Source organism: Pseudomonas nunensis, from assembly GCF_024296925.1.
GTDB classification, from domain to species: Bacteria; Pseudomonadota; Gammaproteobacteria; order Pseudomonadales; family Pseudomonadaceae; genus Aquipseudomonas; species Aquipseudomonas nunensis.
Genome location: NZ_CP101125.1, coordinates 718,132 through 743,728, shown reverse-complemented (window position 1 = coordinate 743,728; position 25,597 = coordinate 718,132). Strand labels below are relative to the sequence as shown.

At 60.2% G+C, this 25,597-nt stretch carries 23 protein-coding genes, 4 tRNA genes and 1 pseudogene; 10 read left to right on the top strand and 18 right to left on the bottom strand.

What is annotated here, in order from left to right; genetic code table 11:
* Window positions 1-35 precede the first annotated feature (35 nt).
* On the top strand, window positions 36-443 hold the full coding sequence (locus NK667_RS03425; protein ID WP_054051726.1) for a PA2817 family protein: 408 nt from the start codon (window positions 36-38) through the stop codon (window positions 441-443).
* 195 nt (window positions 444-638) lie between these two features.
* On the opposite strand, the gene NK667_RS03420 is transcribed toward NK667_RS03425, so the two are convergent.
* Complete coding sequence (locus NK667_RS03420) at window positions 639-1,637, bottom strand: LysR family transcriptional regulator (RefSeq protein WP_054613846.1); 999 nt, start codon at window positions 1,635-1,637, stop codon at window positions 639-641.
* 90 nt (window positions 1,638-1,727) lie between these two features.
* On the opposite strand from NK667_RS03420, the gene NK667_RS03415 reads away from it, so the two are divergent.
* The 4 genes from NK667_RS03415 to NK667_RS03400 all read left to right on the top strand — a co-directional run bounded on the left by NK667_RS03415 (window position 1,728) and on the right by NK667_RS03400 (window position 5,793).
* Complete coding sequence (locus tag NK667_RS03415; RefSeq protein ID WP_054613845.1) at window positions 1,728-2,354, top strand: alanyl-tRNA editing protein; 627 nt, start codon at window positions 1,728-1,730, stop codon at window positions 2,352-2,354.
* A 92-nt stretch (window positions 2,355-2,446) separates the two neighbouring features.
* The gene (locus NK667_RS03410; protein ID WP_054051719.1) at window positions 2,447-3,217 is read left to right on the top strand and encodes a 2OG-Fe(II) oxygenase; all 771 of its coding nucleotides are present in this window, start codon (window positions 2,447-2,449) and stop codon (window positions 3,215-3,217) included.
* A 1-nt stretch (window position 3,218) separates the two neighbouring features.
* Window positions 3,219-3,857 (top strand): LysE family translocator, encoded by a 639-nt coding sequence (locus tag NK667_RS03405; protein WP_054613844.1) that lies wholly within the window; start codon window positions 3,219-3,221, stop codon window positions 3,855-3,857.
* A gap of 196 nt (window positions 3,858-4,053) precedes the next feature.
* Window positions 4,054-5,793: a dipeptidase gene (locus NK667_RS03400; RefSeq protein ID WP_054613843.1), complete on the top strand. Its 1,740-nt coding sequence runs from the start codon at window positions 4,054-4,056 to the stop codon at window positions 5,791-5,793.
* Between the two features lie 198 nt (window positions 5,794-5,991).
* On the opposite strand, the gene NK667_RS03395 is transcribed toward NK667_RS03400, so the two are convergent.
* The 4 genes from NK667_RS03395 to NK667_RS03380 all read right to left on the bottom strand — a co-directional run bounded on the left by NK667_RS03395 (window position 5,992) and on the right by NK667_RS03380 (window position 6,405).
* Window positions 5,992-6,067 (bottom strand) — tRNA-Gly (locus tag NK667_RS03395).
* A gap of 3 nt (window positions 6,068-6,070) precedes the next feature.
* Window positions 6,071-6,146: transfer RNA gene (locus NK667_RS03390), tRNA-Glu, on the bottom strand.
* Between the two features lie 105 nt (window positions 6,147-6,251).
* Window positions 6,252-6,327: transfer RNA gene (locus NK667_RS03385), tRNA-Gly, on the bottom strand.
* Between the two features lie 2 nt (window positions 6,328-6,329).
* A tRNA-Glu gene (locus tag NK667_RS03380) sits at window positions 6,330-6,405 on the bottom strand.
* A 393-nt stretch (window positions 6,406-6,798) separates the two neighbouring features.
* Here NK667_RS03380 and NK667_RS03375 point away from each other — a divergent pair.
* Window positions 6,799-7,557, top strand: coding sequence for a hypothetical protein (locus NK667_RS03375; RefSeq protein ID WP_054051713.1), 759 nt, complete (start codon window positions 6,799-6,801; stop codon window positions 7,555-7,557).
* An 848-nt stretch (window positions 7,558-8,405) separates the two neighbouring features.
* On the opposite strand, the gene NK667_RS32755 is transcribed toward NK667_RS03375, so the two are convergent.
* The 4 genes and pseudogenes from NK667_RS32755 to NK667_RS03360 all read right to left on the bottom strand — a co-directional run bounded on the left by NK667_RS32755 (window position 8,406) and on the right by NK667_RS03360 (window position 12,893).
* Window positions 8,406-9,269: a methyl-accepting chemotaxis protein gene (locus tag NK667_RS32755; RefSeq protein WP_401329210.1), complete on the bottom strand. Its 864-nt coding sequence runs from the start codon at window positions 9,267-9,269 to the stop codon at window positions 8,406-8,408.
* A pseudogene (locus NK667_RS32750) lies at window positions 9,267-9,491 on the bottom strand (HAMP domain-containing protein); the annotation flags it as partial. The gene NK667_RS32755 and the pseudogene NK667_RS32750, both read right to left, overlap by 3 nt.
* 990 nt (window positions 9,492-10,481) lie before the next feature.
* The gene (locus NK667_RS03365; protein WP_054613840.1) at window positions 10,482-11,885 is read right to left on the bottom strand and encodes an aminotransferase-like domain-containing protein; all 1,404 of its coding nucleotides are present in this window, start codon (window positions 11,883-11,885) and stop codon (window positions 10,482-10,484) included.
* Between the two features lie 246 nt (window positions 11,886-12,131).
* Window positions 12,132-12,893 carry an SDR family oxidoreductase gene (locus NK667_RS03360; RefSeq protein ID WP_054054927.1) on the bottom strand — a complete coding sequence of 254 codons (762 nt, stop codon included), beginning with the start codon at window positions 12,891-12,893 and terminating at the stop codon, window positions 12,132-12,134.
* A gap of 235 nt (window positions 12,894-13,128) precedes the next feature.
* On the opposite strand from NK667_RS03360, the gene NK667_RS03355 reads away from it, so the two are divergent.
* Window positions 13,129-14,133: an NADP-dependent oxidoreductase gene (locus NK667_RS03355; RefSeq protein ID WP_054054925.1), complete on the top strand. Its 1,005-nt coding sequence runs from the start codon at window positions 13,129-13,131 to the stop codon at window positions 14,131-14,133.
* Between the two features lie 143 nt (window positions 14,134-14,276).
* Here NK667_RS03355 and pyrF read toward each other — a convergent pair whose 3' ends face one another.
* Window positions 14,277-14,975, bottom strand: a complete 699-nt coding sequence (gene pyrF, locus NK667_RS03350) for an orotidine-5'-phosphate decarboxylase (protein WP_161807655.1) — start codon at window positions 14,973-14,975, stop codon at window positions 14,277-14,279.
* 293 nt (window positions 14,976-15,268) lie between these two features.
* Here pyrF and NK667_RS03345 point away from each other — a divergent pair, with 293 nt between their 5' ends.
* The 3 genes from NK667_RS03345 (at window position 15,269) to xopAW (ending at window position 18,191) form a co-directional block, all read left to right on the top strand.
* Complete coding sequence (locus tag NK667_RS03345; RefSeq protein ID WP_054054921.1) at window positions 15,269-16,027, top strand: response regulator; 759 nt, start codon at window positions 15,269-15,271, stop codon at window positions 16,025-16,027.
* Window positions 16,027-17,076, top strand: a complete 1,050-nt coding sequence (locus NK667_RS03340) for a sensor histidine kinase (RefSeq protein WP_054613839.1) — start codon at window positions 16,027-16,029, stop codon at window positions 17,074-17,076. Before NK667_RS03345 ends, NK667_RS03340 begins: the two co-directional genes overlap by 1 nt.
* Before the next feature lie 257 nt (window positions 17,077-17,333).
* Window positions 17,334-18,191: an EF-hand domain-containing protein gene (gene xopAW, locus NK667_RS03335; protein WP_054613838.1), complete on the top strand. Its 858-nt coding sequence runs from the start codon at window positions 17,334-17,336 to the stop codon at window positions 18,189-18,191.
* Between the two features lie 172 nt (window positions 18,192-18,363).
* Here xopAW and NK667_RS03330 read toward each other — a convergent pair whose 3' ends face one another.
* From NK667_RS03330 to NK667_RS03295, 8 genes are all read right to left on the bottom strand, one after another.
* Complete coding sequence (locus NK667_RS03330; RefSeq protein ID WP_054613837.1) at window positions 18,364-19,416, bottom strand: AI-2E family transporter; 1,053 nt, start codon at window positions 19,414-19,416, stop codon at window positions 18,364-18,366.
* Between the two features lie 69 nt (window positions 19,417-19,485).
* On the bottom strand, window positions 19,486-20,304 hold the full coding sequence (locus NK667_RS03325) for a DUF4892 domain-containing protein (protein ID WP_054613836.1): 819 nt from the start codon (window positions 20,302-20,304) through the stop codon (window positions 19,486-19,488).
* Window positions 20,305-20,419: 115 nt separating this feature from the next.
* Window positions 20,420-21,274 carry an alpha/beta hydrolase gene (locus tag NK667_RS03320; RefSeq protein ID WP_054613835.1) on the bottom strand — a complete coding sequence of 285 codons (855 nt, stop codon included), beginning with the start codon at window positions 21,272-21,274 and terminating at the stop codon, window positions 20,420-20,422.
* The gene (locus NK667_RS03315; RefSeq protein ID WP_054613834.1) at window positions 21,271-22,077 is read right to left on the bottom strand and encodes an alpha/beta fold hydrolase; all 807 of its coding nucleotides are present in this window, start codon (window positions 22,075-22,077) and stop codon (window positions 21,271-21,273) included. The genes NK667_RS03320 and NK667_RS03315 overlap by 4 nt, the downstream gene beginning before the upstream one ends.
* A 343-nt stretch (window positions 22,078-22,420) precedes the next feature.
* Window positions 22,421-22,864, bottom strand: a complete 444-nt coding sequence (locus NK667_RS03310; protein WP_054054910.1) for a hotdog fold thioesterase — start codon at window positions 22,862-22,864, stop codon at window positions 22,421-22,423.
* Window positions 22,865-22,896: 32 nt separating this feature from the next.
* A complete protein-coding gene (locus NK667_RS03305) occupies window positions 22,897-24,564 on the bottom strand; it encodes an AMP-binding protein (RefSeq protein WP_054054908.1) in 1,668 nt (555 codons plus the stop codon).
* Window positions 24,565-24,773: 209 nt separating this feature from the next.
* Complete coding sequence (sixA, locus tag NK667_RS03300; RefSeq protein WP_054054906.1) at window positions 24,774-25,226, bottom strand: phosphohistidine phosphatase SixA; 453 nt, start codon at window positions 25,224-25,226, stop codon at window positions 24,774-24,776.
* Window positions 25,223-25,570: a DUF4389 domain-containing protein gene (locus tag NK667_RS03295; protein ID WP_054054904.1), complete on the bottom strand. Its 348-nt coding sequence runs from the start codon at window positions 25,568-25,570 to the stop codon at window positions 25,223-25,225. The genes sixA and NK667_RS03295 overlap by 4 nt, the downstream gene beginning before the upstream one ends.
* Between the last annotated feature and the right edge of the window lie 27 nt (window positions 25,571-25,597).

The window sequence follows — 25,597 nt, the reverse complement described above, 5'->3', positions numbered from 1 at the left end:
CTCCCGCGCCCGTTTTGCTCTTGAGGACTTATCTCGTGTCCAATGTCGTTGCCGATCATCTCGTCTTGCTTGACCACTTGCGCAGCATCCTGGTCGCCGTGGGTGAGGCCGAACAGGTTCCCGAAGAAAGCCATGCCTTGTTCCTGGAGCGCTTCGATGAACTGCGTGCATTGCTGCCGGTCGATCCGATCGAAAGCCAATACCTGGGCCAGGACATCCTGTGCCAGGTAATCACCCGCTACCCACAAATCGCTCACTTGGTGCCGCGCGACCTGCTGTGGTACTTCGCCGGCGACTGCCTGCACTACATGCCCGATGATGAAATCGACTTGTATCAGGCGCTGGAAGAGCGTCGTTTTGAAGCCGAACAGAACGACGAACCTTTCGACTGGAACCAGGAAAAACAGCTGCTGGCAATGTCGCAGGACGACAGCAAGCACTGATCCACGGTTGGAAATACAAAAAGGCCCGCATGGTGATTCATGCGGGCCTTTTTTTGTGGCATTGCTTCGGGTAATGCGGTGCCTGTACGGACGCCTTCGCGAGCAAGCTCGCTCCCACATTTGACCGGTGTCGGAATCCCATTTTGCAATCAATGAAGATCCCTGTGGGAGCGAGCTTGCTCGCGATGAGGCCCGTCAGAGCAACCCATCACTCTCCGGCAACTCATACTCCGCCGCGACTTTGCTCAACGCACTGGGCTTACCCGGTTTGCTCAAGGTCGGCTCCTTCTCCAGGCACTCCACCAGATAATCGATAAACACCCGCAGCTTGGGCGGCAGATAACGAGTCGGCGAATGCAGCAGCCAAGCGCCACCATGGTAAGAGGCGAGGAAGGTCCAGTCCGGCAACACTTGCACAATCAGCCCCTGCTCCAGCGCATAACGCGCGGTGAAATACGGCAGGCTGCCGATGCCGATGTGTTGCAACACCGCGCCCAATCGCACGCCGGTGTGATTGGCCGCATAACGTCCGCGCACGCCGACGGTCACGGCCTTGGTGCCTTTCTTGAATTTCCAGCGCGCATCGCTCGGGGTTTCACCCAGGTAGATGCAGCTGTGATTGAGCAAGTCGTGGGGATGGGTCGGCGTGCCGTGTTCGGCCAGGTACTGCGGCGTCGCGCAGAGCAAATGGTCGATGGTCAGCAATTGCCGACCGACCAGTCCTGCGGGTGGGCGATCAGTAATGCGGATCGCCAGATCGACGTTGTCATCGATCAAATCCACCTGCCGATCTTCGAGCAATAACTCCACATCCACTTTGGGATAACGCCGCAGAAATTCCGGCATATGCGGGTGAATCACAAATCGCCCCACCGCTTTGGGCACGCTGACCCGCACCAGGCCTTCGGCCTCATGGGTGAACTGACCGCTGATTTCCATCACCGACTTGGCCGCGCTGACCATTTCCTGGCAACGCTTGAACACCTCTTCACCGCCGTCGCTCAGCCGCAGCTTTCGCGTGGTGCGCTGCAGCAAGCGGGTGGCCAGGGCTTTTTCCAGGCGCGAGATGCTGCGACTGACCGCCGACGGCGACGAGCCTAATTGACGTGCCGCTTCGGAGAAGCTGCCGGTCTCGACAACCTTGACGAAAATCGCCATTTCCCCGAGCAGCGGCAACGGTAGATTTATGCTCACAGCGCAACAGTCCTTTGATGTTTGAACGGATTATCACGCAATTCCACGCTTCATATAATAAAAATAGAAACTTTAATAAGGGCATGGAATATGACGCTTCGCCTCTTTTTCCATAGTGATGACCTCAAGGCCAATGTGGAAGTCCTGGATTGCACGCCCCACGAGAATGAATTCGCGGTTGTTTTGCGCGCCACACTGTTTCACCCCCAAGGCGGCGGCCAGCCTTTTGATACCGGCTGGATCGGTGAAAGCCGGGTGTTGCGGGTGGCTCAGGATCCAGACCGGATCGTCCATTACGTCGACCAACCGGTGGCGCTCGGCATGACCCAGATCCGGGTCGATGAACCACGTCGTCAACTCAATACCCGCCTGCATTCGGCTGGTCACCTGATCGGCCACTTCGTCCAGGCGATGGGCTGGATGCCGATCAAGGCCCATCACTGGCCAGGCGAGGCCCGTGTGCAGTTCAAACCGGCGGAGTCGGCTGCGGAGGTGGATGTCCAGACCGTGCAGAACGGCATCGAGCAGTGGATCGCCGACGACCTGCCACGCCTGATTTCATTGCGCGAAGGCGCCCGGGAAATCGGTTTCGGTGAGCTGCCCGCCTACGGCTGTGGCGGCACCCATGTACGTAGCCTGAAGGATTTGGGCACGGTCACGATCGACTCCCTTTCGCAGAAAAAGGGCACGTTGTCCGTCCACTACCACGTGGATTGAGCTTTTTGGCGATGGCGACACTGTCATCGCCTGACGCCGGGGGAGCCTGCATTCGCGAGCTCCGTTGACTACTCGATAGATGGACCTAAACCATGATGCTTGACGTCGAGCGTCTCGATGAGACGTGCATAAAAAAACTGGCCAACGAAGAAGTCCTCGCTATCCGCGTCAAAGGCTTTTTGCCTCAGCCGCTGGCGGTGCAGATTGGCGACAAGATCCTTGCGCCGGGCTTTGAGGGTTACATCAACGCGCCGAGTATTGGCCGGATTGGCATGGCGTTTTATGAAGCGGAAAACCAGCCGCTGCTGATCGAAGACTATTTCGAGCGCGCCACCAGCAATATCGAGGAGCTGCGCAATCGCTGTGCGCCCTACTCATCCCCGGTCGACACCTTGCGCTGCATGCTCGACGAATCGTGGCCGGCAGGCGCGCACTTGGAAAACCTCTATGGCCGCAAGATGTACGTCGGGCTGTCCAGGGTGGTGAAGCCCGGCGTGTGCTTCCTCGCCCATCACGACATCTTCGCCAAGGATGCCCCGGACAGTTTTCAGGCCCGCAGCCTGGAGGCGCAATTCGCCTGCAATGTTTACCTGAACATGCCCACCGAAGGCGGCGCGTTGCAGATGTGGGACCACGACATTTCCCCTGACCAATTCGACGAAATGCGTGGCGACAGTTACGGCATCGACCCGTCCCTGCTTGGCCCTCCGACCCTGGAGGTACGCCCTGATCCGGGTGATTTCATCATGTTCAATTCGCGCTGCATGCACTCGGTGACCCCGGGCGTGGCGGACCCGCGGTTGAGCCTTTCGTTCTTTGTCGGCTATCGCGGCAATGCTTCACCCCTTACTTTTTGGAGTTGAGATGCTTTCGAATTACCTGGGCGAGTTTCTGGCGCTGGCGACCATTCACTTTCTGGCCGTAGTCGCCCCCGGACCGGACTTTGCCGTGACCATCCGCCAGAGCGTGCGCTTCGGTCGCCTGGTCGGGATTTGCACCGCGCTGGGGATTGGCGCGGGGATTTCCGTGCACGTGCTGTACACCCTGCTCGGCGTCGGCGCATTGATGCACACCGTGCCTTGGTTACTGACCGTGGCCAAAGTCGTGGGCGGCGCCTACATTCTGTACCTCGGCGTCAGCCTATTGCGCAGCAAACCCAAGACTGCACTGGAAGGTGACAAGCCGGCTGACGAACCCGTGGTCGAACAAACTTTGTTGAAGGCGTTCACCACCGGTTTCCTGACCAACGCGACCAACCCGAAAGCCACGCTGTTTTTCCTGGCGATCTTCACCACCATCATCAGCACCACGACCCCGCTGCAGATCCAGGCGCTGTATGGCCTGTGGATGTGCTTCGTCAACGCACTGTGGTTTGTGATCGTCGCGCTGTTCTTTTCCAGTACCCGGGTGCGCCTGCTGTTTATGCGCATGGGGCACTGGTTCGAACGCACCATGGGGGTGATTTTGATCCTGTTTGCCGGGCGCCTGATTCTGTCGATGTAAACCCGCGCCCACGCAAAAGGCCCGCTCAGTCAGACTGGCGGGCCTTTTTCGTTTGTGCGTCGCTTTTGCGTTTCTGTGCGACAGTTCCCACTTAAGGGGCTCCCCTACTGCTTCCCCGTGGTGTTAGTTTGGGAACCTTTCTGATTACTCGATCAGATATTTCCTACTCACTACCTGCGAAGGAATGCCCCCAGCAATGGATTTTTCTCTCAAGCAACTGGCCGCTACCACTCTTGTATTGGCGAGCCTTGCGTCGTTCACCCCACTGGCCCACGCCAACATCACTGCGCAACAAAGCGCGACCATCCTCAAGGCTTTCAGTGATGCATCGGCCACGGATTTCCGGCAATTCCTGGGCAGCGTGGCCAAGAGCGAACTGGCCAAAACCGCCAACCTGGGCCCGGCCATCAGCGCTTTTCTCGACAACAAAACCCTGTCTGCTGAACAGCAAAACGAAATCAATCGCCTGCTGGGTATTTATGCCCGGGTGAAATATGGCAACGCTGCCACCGAAACCCTGCGTGAGCTGGTGGCCATTCCGACCTTCCAAGTGGAAGGCGTCGCCCAGCACGACAACCCTGAATTCATCAAGATCGCCGACAAGATCAAGGGCCTGGCCCAGGCGTTCAATCTGAACTTCCGCAACATCGACAACCGCGTCTACGAAATATCCCTCGAAGGCAGCGGTGATGAAGTCGTGGGCATCCACGCCCATGCCGATGTGGTGCCAGTGACACCGGAAAACTGGGTGCTAAAGGACGGCACCAAACTCGACCCGTTCAAGGTCACCCTGATCGGCGACCGCATGTACGGCCGGGGCACCGAGGATGACAAGAACGGCATCGTGGTAGCGATGTACGCGATGAAAGTCATCAAGGAAGAGAAGCTGCCACTGGCCCGTAACTTCAAGCTGTTGGTCGACACCACCGAAGAAACCAGCGGCGACGCCATTCCTTATTACTTCGAACACAACCCGACGCCGAACTACAACCTGGCGCTGGATGGCGGCTACCCGGTGGTGATTGCCGAGAAAGGCTACGGCACGGTCATGGGCAACTTCCCACGGCGTGATGGCGAGGGCAAAGGCGCCGAAATCATCTCGATGACTGGCGGGATGGCCACCAACCAGATTCCGTCGGCTTCGGTGGCCGTCCTTGTCACCGATAAACCCGCCGAACTGGCCGCCAGCCTGCAGAAGGCCGGGGCTGATTATGCCAAGCGCAATGGCGGTAACTTCGAAGTGAACGCCAAGGTCGACGGCAAGGACGTCAAGCTGACCGTCACCGGCGTGTCCGCGCACTCCTCCGAGCCCGAGTCCGGCGTGAACCCGGTGGCGAGGATGCTGGACTTCATCCACAGCATCGACGGCAAAGTCGCACTCAAGCACAACCACATCACCGACGCCGCGCGTTACGCCGCCGATAACTGGGGCCTGGATTACCTGGGTGGCAAATTGGGCGTTGGTTTCTCCGACGCCTTCATGGGTCCGCTGACTACTTCCCTGACCTTCGTCGGCATGGATGACAAAACCTTCAAGCTCGCGGTCAACCTGCGCGTACCGAAGGGCGAATCCCCGGAAGCGCTCAAGGCGAAAATTGCTGACAAGATTGGCGCCTGGAGCAAGAAAACCCACGTCCCGGCGACCTTCACCTACTCGATCGCCGAGCCGATGTACCGCAATCCCGAGGGCGAATGGGTCAAGGCTCTGCTGGCCGTGTCCACTGAAAACCTGGGCATGGAACACAAGTTCGGCTCTTCCGCCGGTGCCACGTCGGTCCATGAGCTGCCTAACGGCGTGCAATTCGGCCTGGCCCGACCTGAGGTCAAGTACACCGGCCACACCGACAACGAGTTCAAGACGGTCGACCAGTTCCTGCTGGACCTGCAGATCGTGACCGAGATGATGGGGCGCGTCGGGCAGTTGCCGAAGCTCTGATCGCTGTCGCGGACCCGCTATCTTGGCGGGTCCGCTACTTTGACGTGAAATACAAAACAATGTGGGAGCGGGCTTGCTCGCGAAAGCAGTCTGTCAGTTGATGATTTGTCGACTGATACACCGTTTTCGCGAGCAAGCCCGCTCCCACATACACAAACAAAAACGCCGCTCATTGCTGAGCGGCGTTTTCGTTAAATATGGAGCGGGAAACGAGACTCGAACTCGCGACCCCGACCTTGGCAAGGTCGTGCTCTACCAACTGAGCTATTCCCGCAAATGGCGTCCCCTAGGGGACTCGAACCCCTGTTACCGCCGTGAAAGGGCGGTGTCCTAGGCCACTAGACGAAGGGGACACGCTAACTGAAACACATGGTGTGTATTTCAGTGCCCAAATACGTATCCGAAGATATCGTTTCTGGTTTCACTCAGCCCCGCCCGAAAGCAGTGCTGTTTAAAAATGGAGCGGGAAACGAGACTCGAACTCGCGACCCCGACCTTGGCAAGGTCGTGCTCTACCAACTGAGCTATTCCCGCAATGGCGTCCCCTAGGGGACTCGAACCCCTGTTACCGCCGTGAAAGGGCGGTGTCCTAGGCCACTAGACGAAGGGGACACACGTACAACATTCACTCCCTACCGCGTTTCGCTGTGTGCTTTACGCTGTAAGTGGCGCGCATTCTATGGATGGATTGAGGGGTCGTCAACCCCCTGATATAAATTTATTTAAATCAATGACTTCGCCGTGCTTTGACAGGCGAATCCGGGTTTTCCGTCGCCCGGTGTTTGACGCCTATATTCTGTCACCCGCCAAGGCGCTATAGTCCACCCACGCCACAAGTGATGGCAATGTGCACCTCGCACGTTGCTACTTATATAAGTGGGGTCTCGGCCGATACAAGTAGAGTCGCGGCCGATCCAACTCGTCGAGCGGCCCTATGCGCCCCCAGGCCAAGCCACTACACTCGCACGCGAACCCTATAAAGAGGTCTTACCGGTGACACCACTCATGATCACCCTGCTAGTTGTAGCCGGGATCGCACTATTGATCGCCATTGGCTACATGAACCATGTGGTGGAAAACAATAAGCTGGAAAAGGCCCGCACCAAGGTTGAACTCAACGACCGCCTGCGTCGCTGCGGCGAAATCACCGAGACCTTCCCCGGCCAGTTGATGACACCAGCGCTCAAGCTGCTGCTGACTCGCCTGGAGCTGAACGTCTGCCAGCGCCTGTTGAACCTTGAAAAAACCAATGCCACTGTAAAGGCGCGAATCGCCGAACTGACCACGCTGGTTGCCCAAGGCGAATCGATCCCGGTCAACAACCCGCCGGCACCGATCCAGACCGAAGCCAAAGCCAAGGACGTACGCTTCCTGCTCGAAGCCTTGCACGGCCAAATCACCCGCGCGGCCCAGGACGGCTTCCTGCCGACCAACGAAGCCAAACGCTGGATCCGCGAAGTTCGCCACATCCTGGTACTGCTGCACATCGAGTTCTTCAACAACCTCGGCCAGCACTCCCTGCAACAAAACCAACCCGGCCAGGCTCGCCTCGCGTTCGAACGCGGCGTGCAATACCTGCGCAAACAACAGGAACCCCAGGTCTACGCCGAACAACTCGAATACCTGGAAAAACTCCTGGCCCGCGCCAACGCCCAAGTCATGGACCAGACAGCCCCGGCTGAAGGCGAAGTCAACCAACTGACCGAAGGCCTGAAAGACGTCGAGGCAGATGCCGACTGGAAGAAAAAAGCGATTTACGACTGATCAAAACAGTCAGGAAAAGCCACCGAGAGGTGGTTTTTTTTGGCCTTGGATTTGAAGATCAAAAGATCGCAGCCTTCGGCAGCTCCTACAATTTGATTGAGTGTATCCGGGAGGGATTGGTCGGCTGGCAGGGCGCATTCGCAGGCAAGCCAGCTCCCACAAATTTGACCGAGTACAGCCGGAAGAAATGGGTCGGCTGTCAGGCCGCCTTCGCGGGCAAGCCTCGCTCCTACAAATTGATCGAGTGCATCCGGGAGGGATTGGTCGGCTGGCAGGGCGCCTTCGCAGGCAAGCCAGCTCCCACAATTTTGACCGAGGGCATCCGGGAGGGATTGGTCGGCTGTTGGGGCGCCTTCGCGGGCAAGCCTCGCTCCTACAGTTTGGCCGGGTACATTCGGGAGAGATTGGTCGTCTGTCAGGACGGCTTCGCGGGCAAGCCACGCTCCTACAGAAGCAGCCCAGCGCACACCGCCCCGCTTCTAACCACTCAAGGCCGAGCGTTAGCTCGCCTGCCTTTGATCTTGCTCTACCCGCCCCTTCGGGAGGCTGAGTGGAGGTGTTCATCTGGGGGTGGGCGCGTAGCGCCGTGCGGCGAAGCCGCACACATCGAGAGGAGGTCGAAGCGAAGCCGACCGTAGGCGATGCCCCCAGATGGACACCGGAACGAAGGCACGCCGAGCCTAAGCGAGGGGCCGGACGCCGGGGCGAGACCTTTTGGTTCCTTTTGGGGCGTCTGCCAAAAGGGACTCGCCGTAAGGGCGAAACCTCAAGCAGCCGTTACCGAAGAAACGGATATACACCCAAATCACAAAGAGCATGGTCGGCCCAAAGGCCGCCAAGTCAAAGCGTCAAAGCCGAAAATGCCCAACCATCCCCTTCAGCTCAACCCCCAACTGCGCCAACTCAATACTCGAAGCCGCATTCCCCTGCATCGCCAACGAAGACTGATCCGCACTCGCACGAATACTCGTCACACTACGATTAATCTCCTCAGCCACCGAACTCTGCTCCTCAGCCGCCGCCGCAATCTGCTGATTCATCTGCTGAATCAACGACACCGCCGCCGCAATACTCCCCAACGCACTCTCAGTCTGCAGAGCATCACTCACCGCCAGCTTCACCAACTCACCACTGTTCTGAATCTGCTGCACCGACGACTGCGCCGCCGAACGCAAAGCACTGACCAACCGCTCAATCTCCTCAGTCGACTGCTGAGTACGCTTGGCCAACGCCCGCACCTCATCAGCCACCACCGCAAACCCCCTGCCCTGCTCACCCGCCCGCGCCGCCTCGATGGCCGCGTTGAGCGCCAACAAGTTAGTCTGCTCAGCCACACTCTTAATCACACTCAGCACCGTGCCGATATTCTGAATCTCCGCACTCAAGCTCTCGATGCTGGAACTGGCCGAGGTCGCCGAATCCGCCAATTGCTCGATCCGCGCCATACTCTGACGCACCACCTGCTGACCACTCTCAACCTTGTCATCCGCCGTCTGCGCCGCCGTAGCCGCCTCTTCAGCATTGCGCGCCACATCGTGCACGGTAGCGGTCATCTGATTCATCGCCGTGGCGACCTGCTCGGTTTCTTCCTTCTGGCTACTGACCTCCAGATTGGTCTGCTCAGTCACCGCCGACAGCGATTGCGCAGAACTGGCCAACTGCTCAATACCCGCCTGCAAACCACTGACAATACTGCTCAGGCCTGCGCCCATCTGTTGCATCGCCAACATCAACTGGCCGATTTCATCACGGCGGGTCACTTCCACCGTCGCACTCAAATCACCCGCGGCAATTTGCTGGGCAACACGGATCACACTGCGCAGCGGCGCCACGATCAACCGGGTAATCACCCACGCCGCGATCAGGCCGACCAGCAGCGCCAGCGCCGAAGAGCCGACGATCAACAGCGAATTCTTTTTCAACTCGGCCTGCATCGCCCCGTCTTCGGCCACATAGGCTTGATCCACTCGCTCCACGACCTGGGCGGCGCGCTGATGCAGTTGCTCGTAGACGGTTTTTTCCTGGGCCAGCAGCCCGGTGTACTCAGCCAGTTTTTCGCTGAAACTGGCGATGTGGCCGGCGACTTCATTGAGGACGGTCTGATAGCCCTCGTCTTTCACCGTGGTTTTCAGCTGTTCGGCCTGGGCCAACGCCTGATCGGCCTGTTCGATCTTGCCTTTGCCGGCGCTGTCGTCGTCGCCCTTGCGGCTCTGGTCGAGGCGCACACGGGCTTCGTTCATGGCCTGTAACATCAAACGCGACACCTGGCTGACCTGGTTGGCCTGTTCGATGAATTGAGCGCCGTCCTTGCCTTCGGAATCCTTCAAGGTATAAGCGCCATCGTCCGCCAGACCGGCCTGCAACACGTCGAGGTTATTCGCCACGCTGGACACCGACCAACTGGCCATTTCCAGCGCCAGGTCCTTGGCCTGGGTCAGCGAAACGAATTCGTCGAAGGCCTTGCGATAGGCTGCCAGCGATTGCTCGACATCGTTCATCACCGGCACGTTGGCCGCCGACTGCGCCTTCAACTGGTCCGCCAGCGCAACCAGAGCATCAACCCCCTGTCGCAGGGCGTCGGCGGTTTTCGGGTTGCCGTGCAAGGCGTATTCCTGTTCCAGCAAGCGCACCTTGAGCAGGCCGCTGTTAAGCAACGACATCTGCTTGAGCCCGTCGAAGCGCTGACTGATGGTTTGCAGGGACCATACGCCAATGGCTGCCACCAAGGCTGTCAACAACAGGACCAGGACAAACCCGATACCCAGTTTTTTCGCCATACCGAGGTTGGCAAAACGTCCTTGCACGGCCGAAATCATTGCTCGTAGTCCCCTGCCAAAGTCTGTAGATGGAGATTCGCAACGGGCCTGTGTCAACACAAGTCTCTGGCGTCGGAATAATGGCAAAAAGCTACGCCCACGTCGTTTTCAGAACGTTTTAGGTCGATTCAAAGCAGTGGCCTGGAAAAACCGGCGGGCCCGCGGATCACAGGCATAAGCCACATTGATTCGCTGCCAGTCGTTGGTTTCGCCAGTCGGGCTGAATGCCGTCGGGGAAGACAGCAGGACACCGAAACGTTGTGCATGCGTGCGCAACTGAGCGTAGTCGGACATTGGCGATCGCGCCCAGATGAACAAGCCGCCGGCCGGCTTGCCGAACACCTCCCAATCGGCATCTTCAAGCACCTGCAATGCCGCGGCCCGGTCCACGTTCAGGCGCTGGCGCTGGCGTTGCACCAATTTGCGATAGGCGCCGTTGGCCAACAGGCTGGCCAGCACCGACTCGCAAAACCGTGACCCACCCATGCTGCTGATCATCTTGACCTCGGCCAGCCGCGCAATGAGCTCAGCGCTAGCCACTACAAACCCGACGCGCAGTGAGCTGCTGAGGGTCTTCGAGAAACTGCCGACGTAGATCACGCGGGCGTCGTCATCCAGCGCCGCGAGGCGTGTACCGGGAGCATTGTGAAAGTCCGCATAAACATCGTCTTCGATCACCAGCACGCCATGCGTCTTGCTCAACTCCAGAACCCGTTGCGCTACCACGGGGGTCATGCAACTGCCCGTGGGGTTGTGGTGAAAGCTATTGATGAATAACGCACGCGGACGGTGCGTGATCAGTACACGTTCGAGCGCTTGCGTGTCGGGGCCTTGCGCGGTGCGTGGCACCTCAAGCATCTGAATGCCGTGCAGCCTGAGCAAATCGAACAGATGCGAAAAACCGGGATTTTCCACCACCACGCAGTCTCCCGGCCTGAACAGCGTGCGCACGATCAGGTCGAGTCCTTGGCTGGCGCCGGCAGTGGTCAGGACGCGGTTTTCGTCCGCCTCGATATTGAGCGGTTTCAAGCGTTTGAGAATCTGCTGGCGCAACGGCAGCAGGCCCAGCGGCGTGCTGTAGTTGAACAGTCCGGCCATATCGGTGCGGGCCACCTGGCGAATGGCGTAGCTGAGGTCGTCCGTCTCGCGCCAGCTTTCGGGCAAACCGCCATACCCCAGCATCAGTTCACCCGACAAGCTGTCGGTGCATCCCCTTTGCATCAGCTCTGCGCCTTCTAACCCGGGAAGCTCCCATGCGTGCGGCGTCGCGGGTGCCGCCGCGGCGACACAGAATCCTGACCCGGGACGCGACGCCAGAATCCCCTGGGCGACAAGGCGCTCACAGGCTTCGATGACGCTGGATTGGCTGAGCAAATTGAGCCGTGCCATTTGTCGCACGGAAGGCAAACGCGTCGCGGGCGGCACTTCGCTTTGACGGATCCAGCTCGCCAGTCCGTCGACGATTTGCTGTACGACGGGCACCATTGCCTGTCGATCAATTCTCAATTCCATGAGTAAGCAAACTCCTGTCCATTTTGCTGACAGCAGTTAATCACAGGCGCGCACATCAGGCTGTGCGACAACACCGCCAAAAGCGGCGGTTCTAACCATTTGAAACACATTCCCCAAGACTAGCCACAAACCAATGTGGGAGCGGGCTTGCTCGCGAAGGCGGTATGTCAGTCAACATTGATATCGACTGACACTCCCTCTTCGCGAGCAAGCCCGCTCCCACAGGGGTAATTGCGTTATCGACTTTTAGAACGCGGTAACGCCACCGTCCACGGCCAGCGAATGCCCGGTGGTGAAGGCCGCACCGTCGCTGCACAGGTACAACACCGCGCTGGCGATTTCCTCGACCTTGCCGATGCGGCCGACCGGGTGCATGGCGTTGGCGAACTCAGCCTTCTTCGGGTCGGCTTCATAGGCGCGGCGGAACATGTCGGTGTCGATCACCGCCGGGCACACCGCGTTCACACGGATTTTCTTCTTGGCGTATTCGATGGCCGCCGATTTGGTCAGGCCGATCACTGCGTGCTTGGAGGCCGCGTAGATGCTCATCTTCGGTGCCGCACCGAGGCCGGCCACCGACGCGGTATTGACGATCGCGCCGCCGCCCTGGGCCAGCAGCAACGGCAACTGGTACTTCATGCACAGCCAGACGCCTTTGACGTTGACGCCCATGATCGCGTCGAACTCATCGAGGGTGCCGTCGGCGAGTTTGCCTTTTTCGATTTCGATTCCGGCGTTGTTGAAGGCATAGTCGAGACGGCCGTAGGTATTGATCACCTCGTCCATCAGATGTTTTACCTCGCTCTCCACGGTAACGTTACAACGCACGAAGGTCGCTTCGCCGCCCGCCGTACGAATCAGCGCTACCGTGCCCTCGCCCCCCGCCGTGTCCAGATCGGCGACCACTACCTTCAACCCTTCAGCCGCAAAAGCCTGGGCGGTGGCGCGGCCAATACCATTGGCGGCACCGGTCACAACGGCTACCTGGCCGGAAAACGTCATGCTCATTGTTCTGTCCTCGAAGAGAAGATGGCGGGGGATCGCGTGTTTGCAGTCTATCCACGGGGCGTTACGTGCGGCAGCACTATCAGAAGGCCGGTTGAGTGCCCATGACTCACAGTGATAGAACCGCCCAACCGACTATCACTGCACTGGATCGACCTGCATTCGCCGCATCAGCCAACCTTGCGGCATCGGCCCTGAAGGTCTATCAACAAGGCTTCATTCATCTTGAGTGCCTGTCATGACTACCCAGACCAATCGCCAATTCCTGCTTGCCAAACGCCCGGTCGGCGCGGCGACCCGCGAAACGTTTACCTTTCAAGAAGTACCGGTCGGCGAGCCGGCGGCGGGTCAGATCCTGGTCAAGAACGAATACCTGTCCCTGGACCCGGCCATGCGTGGCTGGATGAATGAGGGCAAGTCCTACATCCCGCCGGTCGGTATCGGCGAGGTGATGCGCGCATTGGGCGTAGGCAAAGTCGTGGCATCGAATAATCCAGGCTTTGCGGTCGGGGACTACGTCAACGGTGCCCTGGGCGTGCAGGATTATTTCCTCGGCGAGCCACGAGGTTTCTACAAAGTCGATCCGAAACTGGCGCCGCTCCCGCGCTACTTGTCCGCACTGGGCATGACCGGGATGACCGCTTACTTCGCCCTGCTCGACGTCGGCGCACCGAAGGCCGGCGACACCGTGGTGCTGTCGGGCGCGGCCGGTGCGGTGGGCAGCATTGCCGGTCAGATCGCCAAGATCAAAGGCTGCCGCGTGATCGGCATCGCCGGCGGCGCGGACAAGTGCAAGTTCCTGATCGATGAACTGGGTTTTGACGGGGTCATCGACTACAAAAACGAAGACGTCGCCGCCGGGCTCAAGCGCGAATGCCCGAAGGGCGTGGACGTGTATTTCGATAACGTCGGCGGCGATATCCTCGACGCGGTGCTGAGTCGCCTGGCCCAGAAAGCCCGGGTGGTGATCTGCGGCGCGATCAGCCAGTACAACAATAAGGAGGCGGTCAAAGGCCCGGCCAACTACCTGTCACTGCTGGTCAACCGCGCACGCATGGAAGGTTTTGTGGTGATGGACTACGCCGCGCAATTCGCCGCCGCCGGGCAGGAAATGGCTGGCTGGATGGCCAAGGGGCAATTGCAGAGCCGCGAAGATATTGTCGAAGGCTTGGAGACGTTCCCGGAGACGCTGATGAAATTGTTCAGCGGCGAGAATTTCGGGAAGTTGGTGTTGAAGGTTTAACCTGTTTTTTCAACACACCCCAAAATCACTGTGGGAGCGGGCTTGCTCGCGAAAGCGGTGTATCAGTCAACACTGTTGTCGACTGACACTCCCTCTTCGCGAGCAAGCCCGCTCCCACATTTTTGGATCTTCAGTGTGTCTGGTTAAGCGATTTCGGCTACGACTTCGGCCAACGCCTTCGCAGGATCCGCCGCCTGGCTGATCGGACGGCCGATCACCAGATAGTCGGAACCGGCATCCAGCGCCTGGCGCGGGGTCAGGATGCGGCGTTGGTCGTCCTGGGCGCTGCCCGCCGGACGAATCCCCGGGGTCACCAGTTGCAGCGACGGGTGGGCGGTTTTCAGGGCCTGGGCTTCCAGGGCCGAGCACACCAGACCATCCATCCCGGCTTTCTCCGCCAGTGCGGCCAGGCGCAGTACTTGCTCCTGTGGCTCGATGTCCAGGCCGATGCCCGCCAGATCTTCACGTTCCATGCTGGTCAGCACGGTCACGCCGATCAGCAGCGGCTTGGGGCCGGTACGCTGGTCGAGCACTTCGCGGCACGCCGCCATCATGCGCAGACCGCCGGAGCAGTGCACGTTGACCATCCACACACCCATCTCCGCCGCCGCTTTGACCGCCATGGCGGTGGTGTTCGGGATGTCGTGGAACTTGAGGTCCAGGAACACTTCGAAACCCTTGTCGCGCAGGGTGCCGACGATTTCCGCGGCGCAACTGGTGAACAGTTCCTTGCCGACTTTGACCCGGCACAGTTTCGGGTCCAACTGGTCGGCCAGCTTCAGTGCGGCGTCACGGGTGGGGAAATCCAGGGCGACGATGATAGGAGTCTGGCAGACGGACATGTGCGGGCTCTCAGGCAGGACGAAATCGGCGCGCATTGTAGCGGAACCAGCGCCGATGCGGGACCCGATGATCGGTAAATCGTCCCGCATACTCCGGCAAGCCTAGCGGGTGCGCCAATTGTGTCGAGCCCGATACACACAGGACACGCCCCCAACAAAGGGCGTCGCTACCCTCGGCAGCCGCAACACGTCCTTACAGCACTTCCCGCCTTCGGGCTGGACGCCTATGCTGAAGCCACAACCTCGCAGCCCATCTTTGTGGTTGGCAGCCTACCTGGCAGATGAACGCACGCATGCACAACACCCCTGCACCTGTGAACGACGATCAAAAAGCGCCCGGCGACGACAAACGCTGGAGCATTCGCGCCCTGATCGTCGACGATGACGTCCCGATCCGCGAATTGATGATCGACTACCTAGCCCGGTTCAATATCCACGCCAGCGGCGTCACCGATGGCGCGGCCATGCGTCTGGCCCTGCAAGCGGAACATTTCGACGTGGTGGTGCTCGACCTGATGCTGCCCGGCGAAGACGGCTTGTCGCTGTGCCGCTGGCTGCGCGCCGAGTCGGACATCCCGATCCTGATGCTCACCGCGCGCTGCGAACCCACCGACCGGATCATCGGCCTCGAACTGGGCGCCGACGACTACATGGCCAAGCCGTTCGAGCCACGGGAACTGGTGGCGCGGATTCAGACGATTCTGCGGCGGGTGCGCGATGATCGCACCGAACAGCGTGCGAATATTCGCTTCGACAACTGGCGCCTGAACAGCGTGCTGCGCCAGTTGATCGCCGCCGACGGCCTGGTGGTGCCGCTGTCCAACGCCGAATTCCGCCTGCTCTGGGTATTCATCGAACGTCCGCGCCGGGTGCTCAGCCGCGAACAATTGCTGGATGCCGCCCGGGGTCGCTCGATCGAAGCGTTTGATCGCAGCATCGACTTGCTGGTGTCGCGCCTGCGCCAGAAACTCGGGGATGACCCGAAGAACCCACAGTTGATCAAGACCGTTCGCGGTGAGGGTTATCTGTTCGACGCGAGAGACATCGGCTGATGCGTGCGCGCTTCGATACGCTGTTCGGCCGTCTGTTTGGCGTGCTGCTGATCGCGATCATCCTGGCGCACCTGCTGGCGTTTTTCTGGTTTCATCATTACGGCCCGCCTCCCCCTCCTCCGCCGCCCGGGTTTTCCGAGGACTTCGAGGGCCCGCACCCACCGATGGACCCGCGCTTCGAAAAACGTCCGCCGCGGCCATGGTTCGGCGGGCCGTTGGTGCCACTGACCTTTCAACTGGTCTCGCTGATCATTGCCGCGTGGTACGGCGCCAAACTGTTGAGTCGGCCGATCCAGCGTCTGAGCGATGCCGCCGAGCGCTTGAGCGAAAACCTCGACAGCCCACCGCTGGACGAGTCCGGTCCACGGGAGGCGCGGCAAGCGGCCCACACCTTCAACAAGATGCAGCGCCGAATCATCGAACAAGTGCAGCAGCGTTCGCGGATGCTCGGTGCGGTGTCCCACGACCTGCGCACGCCGCTGTCGCGGCTCAAGTTGCGCCTGGAACAGATCGACGACGACAAGCTGCAAGGCCAGATGCGCCAGGATCTGGACGACATGATCGGCATGCTCGACGCCACCCTTACCTACCTGCACGAACAACGCACCAGCGAAGCGCTGCAATGGATGGACGTGCAGGCGCTGGTCGAATCCTTGAGCGAAAACGCCCAGGACCAAGGGGCTGACGTGCAAGCCACTGGGCATTGCTCGCCATTACAAGTGCAGCCGATGGCCTTGCGCTCGTGCATCAATAACCTGATGGACAACGCCCTGCGTTATGCCGGGGAAGCGCTGATCAGCCTCGAAGACAGCCGTGAAAACCTGGTGATTCGGGTGATTGACCATGGTCCTGGGATTGCGCCGGACAAACGCGAAGCGGTGTTCGAACCGTTCTTCCGGCTTGAGGGTTCGCGCAATCGCAACTCCGGCGGGGTGGGCCTCGGCATGACCATCGCCCGGGAAGCGGCGGAACGTCTGGGTGGGCAATTGAGCCTGGAAGAGACGCCGGGTGGTGGTTTGACTGCTGTCATCAAATTGCCTCGCACCTGAAGCCCCAAATAAATCCCCTGTGAAACACAGATCCCCCTGTGGGAGCGGGCTTGCTCGCGAAAGCGGTATATCAGTCAACAATAATGTCGACTGACACTCCCTCTTCGCGAGCAAGCCCGCTCCCACAGGGGATCTCGGATTGGCCTGCTGACTTTGTGTACCCACCGGTACAAACGCCACATACCCACGACAACTTGCCCCTTGAGGCTGCATAAGCCGGTGCACTCACCGGTTTTCCGTCCAAAGGAGTGAGCCCAATGATCGGTAGCGTCAGCAGTAACTACACGAGCTATACCAGCACGAGCACCAGCAACACGGCGGCCAACGCCGCCCGCCGTGCAGAGTTCCAGAAACAACTGTTAACCAAGCTCGACAGCAATGGCGACGGCTCGGTGAGTCAGGACGAGTTGAAAACCGCCCAGACCGAGAAACCCGACAATCGCCTGTTGGCCGACCTGAGCAAGAACTTTACCGACCTGGACAGCGACGACAGTGGCAGCCTGAGCAGTGAAGAAATGGCCGCGATGGCGCCGCCCTCTCCCCCGCAGGATCAGGCGCCGAATACTGATCTGGCCGACGCACTCCTTGGCGCACTGGACGCCGACAGTGACGGCAATCTCAGCAGCGATGAGTTGAGCACTGGCCTAACCGCCGCCGGCAGCACTGCCGACAGCAAGGAAATCTTCTCGGCGCTGGACAAAAACCAGGACGGCACCGTCAGCAAGGACGAGCTCGCCGCTGCGATGAGCCCACCGCCACCGCCGCCGCAACAGGCGTCCAGTGACCAGTTGTTCAGCCAACTCGACACGGATAGCGACGGCAGCGTCAGCGCTACCGAACTGAGCAGTGCGTTGCAGGCCAGCACCAGTAGTTCATCGACCTCGACCGACACCAGCGCCGCGTTGCTGAAGGTGCTCGACAGCGACAGCAGCGGTGGCGTCAGCAGCGATGAACTCAAAGCTGCGCTGCAGGCGGGTCGCGAGAAGAACAGCGACAGCTCTACTGATCAATCGAATGTCAGCGAAGCGCTGCAGAAAATGATCGCCAATTTGAGCAAGCAGTATTCGCTGGATAACGTGGCGAGCGTGGGCAAGTACCTGAACGTTACGAGCTGAGGCAAAAGCTTCGCGGGCAAGCCTCGCTCCTACAGGGTTGCGTGGAGTCGAAATACCGTGATCGACATCAATCCTGTAGGAGCGAGGCTTGCCCGCGAAGAGGCCATACGCCCCAACAAAAAATCCCACTGACCGTCGCCGGTTCAGTGGGATTTATACAAGCAGGGGAATTTCAGCGGCGATCTTCAACCCGCGCCTGGCTGTTGCTCCAGTCAGTCAACAAGCTGTAAGCCACCGCCAACAACGTCGGCCCGATGAACAACCCGATAAACCCGAACGCAATCAACCCGCCAAACACCCCGAGCAGCACAATCACCAACGGCAGATTCCCGCCGCGACTGATCAGGTACGGCTTCAGCACGTTGTCCACGCCGCTGATGATGAAGGTGCCCCAGATGCCGAGGAACACCGCCATTCCGTATTCGCCCTTCCAGGCCAGCCAGGCCGTGGCCGGAATCCAGATCAGCGGCGGCCCCATCGGGATCAGGCTCAACAGGAACGTCACGATCCCCAGTACCAGCGCCCCGGGAACCCCGGCAATCAGGAAGCCGATCAGGGCCAGGATCGCCTGGGCTGCCGCCGTGCCGATTACACCGTTCACCACCCGTTGCACCGTGCCGGCGACCAGTTCGATGTAATACCCGGCGCGGTCACCGATCAGGCGTGACAGCAAGCTATGGACAAACGCCGCCAGGCGCGGACCGTCGCGGTAGAAAAAGAACACGAAGACAATGCTCAGGGTCAGTTCGAGAATGCCGCCGCCGATCTGCGCACTGCGCGCCAGCAACCAGTTGCCGACCTGCCCCAGATAAGGTTTGACCGCGAGCATCATTGCCGCGCCCTGCTCGTCGATGCTGTTCCAGATCCCGATAAGCCGTTCACCGACCAGAGGAACACTGCCCAGCCACACCGGCGCTTCCGGCAGGCCATCGACCTGCACATCCTTGATGAACGCCGTGGCATCGCGCACATGGTCCGCCAGATTGAACCCCAGCCACACCAACGGCACCGCCACCAGCAACATCCAGCCCAGGGTCAGCAAGGCGGCGGCGAGAGATTCCCGGCCATTGAGCCAACGGGTCAGCAAACGCATCAGCGGCCAACTGGCAAACGCCAACACCGCGCCCCAGAACAATGCCGACCAGAACGGCGCCATCACCCAGAAGCTCGCGCCAAACAGCACCAGGAGCAGAATCTGCACCAACAGCCGATCGTTATTGATCATGCAAATCTCGAAAAAAGTCAGTCAGCCAAAGAGTAGGCGAACGCGCGGGACGCGTTCGCCGGATGCAGCTTACCGCAACAGTTCGATGTGCAGACCAGAGCCTTCGGCGCTGCCGGTTTCCATGCGCGCCGCACGCACGCCTTGAGCGATCAGCGACTGGCGCCACGCTTCGGCTTTAGCCCCGGAAACACTGACCCGCAGCGTGGTGTCCAGGTTAAGGCCACGAGAGATCAAGCGCAGCCAGGTGTCATCAGGATCAGCATTCAGTTTCGGAAAATCCAGCTCGCCGGTGCTTTTGAGCTGGCGCAGCAAGGTTGCTGAAGTCGGCAGCAAATCCCCCAACGGCGTAGCGGCTTCAAACTGCTCGACGTGCAGGTAGGCTTTGCGATTACCGCGGGTGATGCTGTAGAGCGCCACCAGCGAGTTGTCCTTGGGCGCCGCCAGCCTTAACAGCAAATACGCCTGTTGATCGTCAGCGCCGTAGAGCTTGGAATTGCCAAAGACTTCGTTGGCCCACAGGCTGCTTTCGCCGCAATCACGGGCCTGGCACCAGAACAGCAACTCGGCGCCCTGCTTCTGCAAGGCTTCGCGGGCGGCGGTAAAGGCTTCGGTGGAGGAATGTTCCGGCGGCAGCTCGTAGGTCACCGAAGTGGTTTGCCCACGGGCGCTGACCTGGCCGTCGAAGCGCAACTGGCCGCTGATCTTGCGGATCGAGCCCAGCGGATAGATCCGTTCAAGCTCTACCGGTGGGCGATAGTCGACAATCTGCGCATCGGCCAGACGCGGCACGATCGGCAGGTCCTGGCTGCCCGGAACATCGGCAGCAAACAATAAAGGACTGAAACAACACAACGCCAACAGGCTGAGTGAACGCTTAGGCAGGCTCATCGGATCAGCATGGCCTGGGCGACCGCGAGGCCATTCGGGGTCGCAGCGGTATAGAGATTTATCATGGTTGTCTCCCTTTTCAACCCGCCCAGCCTCGACAGTTGCCCGACGCAAGTCAAGGAACGGCGAAGAACCGATTGAAACAGTCTGCGACAAGGTCGGCGCCGGCCTCATCATTCAGGTGCAAATGATGGCCGCCAGGCAGCTGTTCACGGCTAAAGGGTAGACGCTCCAGCAACTCGGGATGTTTGGCGAGCATGCCGTCAGCCGCCACCACCAGCAGCGCAGGACAAGTGATGCGCTGGACGAAGGCCATGGCTTGTTCTTGTGTAAGACGCAGCGGCGATGGCAGCGTCAGACGGCTGTCGGTGCGCCAGGTGTAACCGCCCGGCACTGGCATCAGGCCCCGTTGTGCCAACAGTTCGGCGGCTTCGCGACTGACTGCCACCAGGCCTTTCATCCGCGCCTCGATGGCCCGGTCCAGCGTGTTGTACACCGGTTTGCGTTTCTCCCGCAGGTCCAGTTGCGCTTGCAGGGCCATGCCCATGCGCTCGGCCGCATTTTCGCCTTTGTCTGTAGGAGGAATGACACCATCGATCAAAGCCAGATGCGTGACTCGCTCCGGCATCGACCCGGCGATGATCAACGAAGCAATCGCGCCCATGGAGTGGCCCAGCAGCGCGAACTTCTTCAGCCCAAGTTGTTCGGCAACTTGCAGCACGTCGTGAGCGTAATCCCACATCGCGTAGCCGGCACCGATCGGCCGATGCCCGGAGTGACCGTGACCGGCCATGTCCAGGGCGATGATGCGCAAGCCTTTGAGCTTGGGCGCCAAGCGGGCAAAGCTGTTGGCGTTGTCGAGCCAGCCGTGCAGGGCAATCACCGGCAAGCCATCTTCGGGACCAAACAGATGCGCCGCCAACTCGATGTGCGGCAGGCTCAGGCGGACTTCTTCGACGACGCTGCTCATGCGCAATCCTGCTGGCGACGACCTTCCCAGCGGCTGAAAAGGTTCTTCAGCAGCGTGGCGGTGTCTTGCGGACGTTCGAGAGGAAACATGTGGCCGCCGGGCATGGTCAGGGATTCGCCCAACGGCATGCGCCCGACGGAGCTGGCGTGGTGGCGCATGACCACGCGGCTGTTGTTCCCGCGCACCACCGCCAGCGGTACTTTCAACTGCCGTGCGCGACCGGGGCTGGTGTGGGGCACGCCGCGATAGATGCTGATTTCCGTGGCCGGGTCGAAGCGCAGGCGCAGCTTGTCGCCGACCTTGTGCAAACCGTGTTGCAAGTAGGCGTCGAAGCATTCCGGATCGAAACCGCGAAACAGGGTTTTGCCGGCGAAATAGCGGCGGGCGCTGTCCAGGTCGGCGAACTCTTCGCGCCGGCCCAAGGTACGACCGGCCGGCGTCAGGCGATCAATGAAACCGAAGCGCTTGGCGGCGAGGATCACCCATTGATCGGCGCGGGTCAGCACGGGCGAATCGAGCATCACCACGCCGCGATACAACTCGGGGCAACGCAGGGCCGCGTGCAAGTGCAGCACGCCACCAAAAGAATGGCCGACGCCCCAGACCGGTTCCGGTTGGCGCTTGAGGTGATGGATCAGTTCGTCCACCAGGTTGCGCCAGTTGTCATCGGCCGGAAAACGCGGGTCGTGGGCGTGCTGCTCCAGATGCGTCACCTGATATTCAGGCGCCAACGCCGCGAACAACTTGCCGTAGGTCCCCGAAGGAAAACCATTGGCGTGGGCGAAAAAGATCTGCTGCGACATACCGGTCAATCCATGGGCGGGAAACGTGTGTTGATTGTCCGTAAGACGGTGGACTACAGCAATGACTGTAACTGACAGGAAGGGTGACAGTCTGGCCATGGCGCACGCCCCTGTAGCAGCTGGCGTTCGGCTCATGTAGCAGCTGGCGAAGCCTGCGTCCGGCTGCGAAGCAGTCATAAAACCTGAGTACGCGGTGCATCAGATACACCGAGTAATCTTAATTGGCGACTGCTTCGCAGCCGAACGCAGGCTTCGCCAGCTGCTACATGAGCAAAACCCAGGCTTCGCCGGCTGCTTCATGAGCAATACGCAGGTTGCGCCAGCTGCTACGCAGGGCAGCGTATCAACGGGAGGGCGGTGTTTCCCCCAACGGCACCACCGCCATGGTCAACCGCGAAATACAACTGGCCTTGCCTTCGTCGCTGGTCAAGCGGATATCCCATACATGCGTGGTACGCCCGATATGAATCGCCTTGGCCACCGCCGTCACCCGCCCACTGCGCAAACCGCGCAAGTGGTTGGCGTTGATTTCCAGGCCCACGCAGTAAAACTTGCTGGCATCGATGCACAGGTAACTGGCCATCGAACCGACAGTTTCCGCCAGCACCACCGAGGCGCCGCCGTGTAGCAGGCCGTAAGGCTGGTGCGTGCGATGGTCGATGACCATACTCGCGGTCAGGGACTCGTCATCGAAGGCTTCGAAGCGGATATCCAGCACTTCGCCGATGGTGTTTTTCTGGATGGCATTCAATTGTTCAATGTTCGGAGCGGTACGCCACAGACTCATCGCTGACTTCCTTTATTGATGTTGTTCGTCACTCAATCCTGCCACAGCACTGCTTCGTTGCGCTCGCTCCATTCTTCGAAACGCGCGCCATACGCGGCTTCGATCACGTTGCGCTTGATCTTCAGGGTCGGTGTGAGAAAGCCGTTTTCCACCGCCCAGCTGTCCTTGACCACCACCAGCCGGCGCAAGCGCTCGTGCTTGTCGAGGGCGCCGTTGACCTCTTCCAGGAGTTTTTCCAGGCTGGAATGCAAGGCGTTACGGGCCGAACTGGCCGCGTCCTGCAAACCGACCGCCGACAACACGCAAAGCCCCAAAGGCGCACTCAAGCCATCGCCGACCACGCACACTTGTTCGATCCGCGAATGCACCGCCAGGCGATTCTCGATCGGCGCAGGGGCCACGTATTTGCCTTTGCTGGTCTTGAAGATTTCCTTCAGGCGCCCGGTCAGGCGCAGGTTGCCTTCGGCGTCTTGTTCGCCCTTGTCGCCGGTGCGCAGGAAGCCGTCCACGGTGATGGTCTCGGCGGTTTTCTCCGGGTCCTTGAAATAGCCGAGCATGGTCGCACCGCTGCGCACCATCACCTCGCCCGTCTCGGCGATCTGCACCTCGACTTCCGGACAGGGCTTGCCGATCCAGCCGGGTTTATCGTCCCCCGGCCGACCGATGTGTGAGTAACCACAGCTTTCGGTCATGCCGTACACCTCCAGCACGTCCAGCCCCAGTTTGCGATACCACAGCAGCAAGGTCTGCGGCACCGGGGCGGCGCCGGACAAGGCGATGCGCAACGCATCCAGCCCCAGCCCGGCGAGGACTTTATGGCCGACCCGCTTGCCGATGATCGGCAGGCCGAGCAGGAAATCCAGACGCTTCGCCGGGATCTTGCTGTACACGCCCATCTGGAATTTGGTCCAGATCCGCGGTACGCCGAACATCGCGGTCGGCCGGGCGCGTTGCAGATCGGTGAGAAAGGTGTCGAGGCTCTCGGCAAAAAACACGGTTTGCCCGGTATAGATCGAAGCGAGTTCAACGAACATCCGCTCGGCGACGTGGCACAGCGGCAGGTAGGACAGCAGTCGGTCCGACTCGTTAAGACCGAACAACTGCGTGCCACGGGTGGTGGCGAAACCGAGGTTGCCGAAACTGTGCATCACGCCTTTGGGCAGGCCGGTGGTGCCAGAGGTGTAGATAATGGTCGCCAACTGGTCGGCGGTCGGTTTCGGGTCATCCTGAATCGGCGAGCTCTTTTGCAAATCGTCCCAGCTGAAGGTGAAGGTGCCGGGCGGATGCAGTGGCAGGCTGATGGTCGGCAAGTCCGGGCTGACCCCGCGCGACATGCCGGGCCAGTCATCGAGTTTGCCGATGAACGCCAGTGCGGCTTCGGAGTGCCCGAGCACCTGGGCCACGGATTCAGCGGTGAGGTTGGGGTACAGCGGCACTGACACGTGGCCAGCCATCCAGATCGCCAGGTCGGCGATGATCCAGTGGGCACAGTTTTTCGAGATCAGGGCGATGTGGCTGCCTTGGGGCAGTTCCCGAGCGCGCAACCAGTGCGCGGCGCAACGGGCCTGATGACCGACGTCCGCCCAGGTCAGGGTTTCGACCTGGCCACCACCCAGCGGCTGGACCAGGAACCGTTGGCGGGGATGGCGGGCTTCACGCTCGTAGAACACGTCCAGCGGCAAACGAAAGGCAGCAGACATGCGGCTTGCTCCTGTGTTTTTGGTCTGGAGCAAGCGTAGTCAACCAAGCAAGTGCTTGGTTAATTATTTCACACAAAAATAAGGTCCGACGCGGTCTCCTGTGGGAGCGGGCTTGCTCGCGAAAGCGTTGTGTCAGTCGACATCAATGTTGTCTGGCACACCGCTTTCGCGAGCAAGCCCGCTCCCACATTGATCCGGTTCCTTCAGGGCTATGGATGCTTGATGCCGTTGAGCTTCATCGCTCCCGCCAATGGCAGGTCGCCTTCGAGTTCGGCCAGGCCGGCGGTTTTGACCGCTTCCGGTTGCTGCACATGACCGTGCTGCAAGTAGCCCAACAGGTTGCCCACCAGGGGGTTATGGCTGACCAGCAACGCGTAATCCACCGACACCAACTGCTCCGACACCGCTTGCGGGCTGAAACCGGGGGTCAGCCATTCGACGGTGCGAATGTCCGGCTGGAAACCCAGGGCTTCACGAACCAGTTGCGCAGTCTGCTGCGCTCGCAAATAGGGGCTGGCGTAGATAGCCGTGATCGGCTGGCCGATCAACTCGGCAGCGCTGCGCAGCACTTCCTCACAGCCGTGCGGGGTCAGTGCCCGTTCGGAGTCGGGACGCGAGCCATAAGGCTCGGCTTCACCATGACGCAATACCCAGAGTTTCATAGCTTGGGTTCCTCATCTCGAACCGGATGCGGAGCAGGCGCCACCGCGTGCGGTGCTTCACCTTCCGGTGTACGCGGCGCCGGCCAGTCGGCGAACGGCCAAGGCTTCTGGTCGCTGTGAAACGTGCCGAAACGACCGATCTGCGCCAGGAACTGGCTCAGGCTGTCGCCGAAGTTCATCAGGCTGGCGCTCGGGGCGCCATAGATCAAACGATAGATCAACTGCACCAGCACCACCGCGCCGAGGATGAATTGCGCCACTTGCCAGACTAGCAAGAACACGATCATCCACAGCACCCGCAGCAGGATGGATTCGTACTTGGCTTCCACTTTCGGATCGTTCATATCCCGTTCTCCCTGCCCTTGGATTAA

Bases quoted from the DNA above. Each gene is read 5' to 3' on its own strand.
- NK667_RS03415 (WP_054613845.1), top strand. From the start codon at position 1,728: ATGACGCTTCGCCTCTTTTTCCATAGTGATGACCTCAAGGCCAATGTG.
- NK667_RS03410 (WP_054051719.1), top strand. From the start codon at position 2,447: ATGATGCTTGACGTCGAGCGTCTCGATGAGACGTGCATAAAAAAACTG.
- NK667_RS03405 (WP_054613844.1), top strand. From the start codon at position 3,219: ATGCTTTCGAATTACCTGGGCGAGTTTCTGGCGCTGGCGACCATTCAC.
- NK667_RS03400 (WP_054613843.1), top strand. From the start codon at position 4,054: ATGGATTTTTCTCTCAAGCAACTGGCCGCTACCACTCTTGTATTGGCG.
- NK667_RS03375 (WP_054051713.1), top strand. From the start codon at position 6,799: ATGATCACCCTGCTAGTTGTAGCCGGGATCGCACTATTGATCGCCATT.
- NK667_RS32755 (WP_401329210.1), bottom strand. From the start codon at position 9,269: ATGGGCGCAGGCCTGAGCAGTATTGTCAGTGGTTTGCAGGCGGGTATT.
- NK667_RS03365 (WP_054613840.1), bottom strand. From the start codon at position 11,885: ATGGAATTGAGAATTGATCGACAGGCAATGGTGCCCGTCGTACAGCAA.
- NK667_RS03360 (WP_054054927.1), bottom strand. From the start codon at position 12,893: ATGAGCATGACGTTTTCCGGCCAGGTAGCCGTTGTGACCGGTGCCGCC.
- NK667_RS03355 (WP_054054925.1), top strand. From the start codon at position 13,129: ATGACTACCCAGACCAATCGCCAATTCCTGCTTGCCAAACGCCCGGTC.
- pyrF (WP_161807655.1), bottom strand. From the start codon at position 14,975: ATGTCCGTCTGCCAGACTCCTATCATCGTCGCCCTGGATTTCCCCACC.
- NK667_RS03345 (WP_054054921.1), top strand. From the start codon at position 15,269: ATGCACAACACCCCTGCACCTGTGAACGACGATCAAAAAGCGCCCGGC.
- NK667_RS03340 (WP_054613839.1), top strand. From the start codon at position 16,027: ATGCGTGCGCGCTTCGATACGCTGTTCGGCCGTCTGTTTGGCGTGCTG.
- xopAW (WP_054613838.1), top strand. From the start codon at position 17,334: ATGATCGGTAGCGTCAGCAGTAACTACACGAGCTATACCAGCACGAGC.
- NK667_RS03330 (WP_054613837.1), bottom strand. From the start codon at position 19,416: ATGATCAATAACGATCGGCTGTTGGTGCAGATTCTGCTCCTGGTGCTG.
- NK667_RS03325 (WP_054613836.1), bottom strand. From the start codon at position 20,304: ATGAGCCTGCCTAAGCGTTCACTCAGCCTGTTGGCGTTGTGTTGTTTC.
- NK667_RS03320 (WP_054613835.1), bottom strand. From the start codon at position 21,274: ATGAGCAGCGTCGTCGAAGAAGTCCGCCTGAGCCTGCCGCACATCGAG.
- NK667_RS03315 (WP_054613834.1), bottom strand. From the start codon at position 22,077: ATGTCGCAGCAGATCTTTTTCGCCCACGCCAATGGTTTTCCTTCGGGG.
- NK667_RS03310 (WP_054054910.1), bottom strand. From the start codon at position 22,864: ATGAGTCTGTGGCGTACCGCTCCGAACATTGAACAATTGAATGCCATC.
- NK667_RS03305 (WP_054054908.1), bottom strand. From the start codon at position 24,564: ATGTCTGCTGCCTTTCGTTTGCCGCTGGACGTGTTCTACGAGCGTGAA.
- sixA (WP_054054906.1), bottom strand. From the start codon at position 25,226: ATGAAACTCTGGGTATTGCGTCATGGTGAAGCCGAGCCTTATGGCTCG.
- NK667_RS03295 (WP_054054904.1), bottom strand. From the start codon at position 25,570: ATGAACGATCCGAAAGTGGAAGCCAAGTACGAATCCATCCTGCTGCGG.